This window comes from Cesiribacter andamanensis AMV16 (assembly GCF_000348925.1).
In the GTDB taxonomy this organism is placed as follows: domain Bacteria; phylum Bacteroidota; class Bacteroidia; order Cytophagales; family Cyclobacteriaceae; genus Cesiribacter; species Cesiribacter andamanensis.
This window is the reverse complement of record NZ_AODQ01000215.1, coordinates 1-3344: the sequence shown is the minus strand read 5'-3', so window position 1 is coordinate 3344 and position 3344 is coordinate 1. Positions and strand designations below refer to the sequence as shown.

General features: G+C 53.8%; 3 protein-coding genes. All 3 read right to left on the bottom strand.

Annotated elements, in window-relative coordinates; all coding sequences use genetic code 11:
* Positions 1 to 478 (bottom strand): ABC transporter permease (locus tag ADICEAN_RS20495; RefSeq protein ID WP_040398613.1); only part of this gene is annotated, 478 nt, incomplete at its 3' end.
* A gap of 404 nt (positions 479 to 882) precedes the next feature.
* A complete protein-coding gene (locus ADICEAN_RS20490) occupies positions 883 to 2472 on the bottom strand; it encodes an acyl-CoA carboxylase subunit beta (RefSeq protein ID WP_009197594.1) in 1590 nt (529 codons plus the stop codon).
* 194 nt (positions 2473 to 2666) lie between these two features.
* The coding region (locus ADICEAN_RS20485; RefSeq protein WP_040398611.1) for a glycoside hydrolase family 16 protein at positions 2667 to 3344 on the bottom strand (678 nt) is incomplete at its 5' end.

Here is a 3344-nt window from a genome sequence, read left to right as displayed (position 1 = left end):
ATTCGTGTTTCCGAATATTTTTGGCTGTTTTTTCGGTTAAAAAAAGGGTGGTAGGGGTACGGGCAAGGCTTTGTGCATCTCCTGACAAGAGCGTAAAGCCGAATACACTAAAAAAAGAAGGCTCTGAAAATTTGATGTCAATAGGGACATCCCCTTTATCGGTTTGCAGGTTACGTTTTCCTGCCAGACGTACGCATACCGTTTTTTCCACAAAGGAGACGCTTTCCAGTTGAGTCGCCAAGGGCAAGGGAGCTGTTGCCCATTTGGTTTGTTCCCCCTCCTGTGTTTCGTGCGTAAGTATGCGCACCAGTTGATCTAATTGGGGATGAAAATGGTCTGTATCGTACGTGGCTTTCAGGCCTGTAAAAAGAATAACACCCACCGCCATACTCAATGACAAGCTCAGGATATTGACTAATGAAAAAAGCTTGTTTTTCCAGAGTATCCGTATGGCGATTTTCAGCGAGTTCTTTAACATGACGAAAAAGGGGGGTGACGTTTAGTGAAAAACAGGCCAACTACAGGGGGAGACCCTTGCACTTTTGCTGGCAAAGTTTATACCAAATCATAACAGATTGATTTACAGTCTATTGTTTAGCAACTCACTCTAAACTGTTCGCTTTCGGTACACATGCTGTATCGATTTGATACAATCGGGTACACCCTAGGGTATACCCACCTGAGCCAGCGGTGCCTGCTTTTGGCTCTGTGCATGGCTGCTATGGAAAAGGGTGTGGGTAAGATTGTCAAGCGGTTCTTTGTTGTTCGGGTACACTACCTCCCGGGCTAAACTGTATCATCTAAGCAAAAAAACCAGCTCCGGAGGTGAATCCAGGGCTGGTTTGCAGGCTTTATACCCCCTTCAGGGCAGCGCAGCAGGGCTTAGAGCGGAATGTTGCCGTGCTTCTTCTTGGGCAGCACCGCTACTTTGTTTTCCAGCATTTTGTAGGCTTTGATGAGCTTGCGGCGGGTGTCGGCGGGCATGATCACCTCATCTACATAGCCGCGGTGGGCCGCCCGGTAGGGGTTGGCAAACTTATCGGTGTACTCATCTACCTTCTCCTGCAGTTTGGCCTCGGGATCGGCCGCTTCCATGATCTCCCGGCGGAAGATGATCTCCGAAGCGCCCTTGGCGCCCATAACGGCAATTTCGGCCATTGGCCAGGCAAAGTTCATGTCGGCGCCAATGTGCTTGGAGTTCATCACATCATAGGCGCCGCCATAGGCCTTGCGGGTAATGACGGTAATGCGGGGCACGGTAGCCTCCGAGAAGGCATACAGCAGCTTGGCGCCGTTGGTGATGATGGCATTCCACTCCTGATCGGTTCCTGGCAAAAAGCCGGGCACATCCTCCAGCACCAGCAGGGGAATATTGAAGCTGTCGCAGAAGCGCACAAAACGGGCCGCCTTGGTAGAGGCCTGGATGTCCAGCACGCCGGCCATGGAGGCGGGGTTGTTGCCCACAATGCCGATGCTGCGGCCACCCAGGCGGGCAAAGCCTACCACAATATTTTCGGCAAAATTCTTATGCACCTCAAAGAAAGAATCGGTATCCACCAGCTGCTCAATTACCTCGCGCATGTCGTAGGGCTGGTTGGGATTTTCGGGGATGATGGTATCCAGGGCGGGGCGGCTCTCGTCGCCCTGGGCCTCGTAGGGGGCAAAGGGGGCATCTTCCTCACAGTTTTGAGGCACATAGCTCAGCAGGCGCTTGATGTGGTTAATGCACTCCACCTCATTGGCGCAGCTAAAGTGCGTTACGCCGCTTTTACTGCTATGGGTGCTGGCGCCGCCCAGCTCTTCGGAGGTGACATCCTCCTGGGTGACGGTCTTTACCACGTTGGGGCCGGTTACGAACATATAGCTCGTATTTTCCACCATCAGGATAAAATCGGTAATGGCTGGGCTGTAGACCGCCCCGCCGGCGCAGGGGCCCATAATGGCAGAAATTTGCGGAATAACGCCGCTGGCCAGGGTATTGCGGTAGAAAATATCGGCATAGCCGCCCAGGGAAACTACCCCCTCCTGGATTCGGGCGCCGCCGGAGTCGTTCAGGCCAATGATGGGGGCGCCGTTTTTCATGGCCAGTTCCATCAGGCGCACAATCTTTTCGGCATGGGCTTCGGCCAGAGAGCCGCCCAGTACGGTAAAGTCCTGCGCAAACACATAAATGAGACGGCCGTTTACCGTGCCGTAGCCGGTTACCACCCCATCGCCCAGAAAGTACTGCTTGTCCAGCCCAAAATCGCGGCTGCGGTGCATCACAAACTTGCCAATCTCTTCAAAAGATCCCTCATCGAGCAGCAGATGAATGCGCTCCCGGGCGGTTAACTTGCCTTTTTTGTGCTGGGCATCAATGCGGTCCTGGCCGCCGCCCAGCAGGGCTTCCTGGTTTTTTTTATCGAGCAGTTCGTATTTCTGCTTATGGGTGGGGAAGGTGTACTTGCGTTCGTTCAGATTCTCGTCGGCCATGGGAAAAAATCGTTTGCGCCAAATATACTAAAAAAGAACAACGCTACCCGGCAAATGCCAGATAGCGTTGTGATTGTAAACCCAACTATCAGATATGAAGAGGAATAGTGGTGCGTATAAAGGTGTATGTTCTGTTTTTTTGGAGCCTTCAGAGGTACGCAGGCAGGGGTGGAGTGCTATCTGAGGGATCGCTCTCAGTCCAGTGCATATACCCGCACATAGTCTACTTCCATGCGCTGCGGAAAGGCTTCTTCCGCCACCCCCTCCTTGCCGCCCCAGTTGCCCCCTACGGCCAGGTTGAGCAGCAGGTGAAAGTGCTGGTCGAAGGGCCATTCCTTATAGCCGCCGCCGGTATTTTCAAAGGTGTTGTAGAGCTGGTCATCCACAAAGAATTCGATCTTGTCTTCGGCCCAGCGGATGGCGTAGCGGTGAAACTCGCTATCGTAGGTTGGTACGTCTATTTGCTTTCCTTTCTGGGTGCCGATGCCGTGGTTGAAGGCCTGGGTATGCACAGTGCCATGCACCACGCCGGGGTCGTAGCCTACGTGTTCCATAATATCAATTTCACCGCTATCGGGCCAGCCGCCATACTTCCAGTCGGTGGGCAGCATCCAGATGGCGGGCCAGGTGCCTACAGCTTTGGGCAGGCGGGCCCGCACCTCAATGTAGGCATACTTCCAGTCCCGCTTGCTCACCAGGCGGGTAGAGGTGAATTGCGGTTTTTCCTGCCCGGTTTTGCGGGCGGTGATGATGAGCTTCCCCCCCTTGATGCGCACATTGTCCTTATGGCTGGTGTAGGACTGCAGCTCGTTATTGCCCCAGCCGCATACAGTGGGGCAGCCATCGCCCAGGTCGTACTTCCAGCGGGTAGT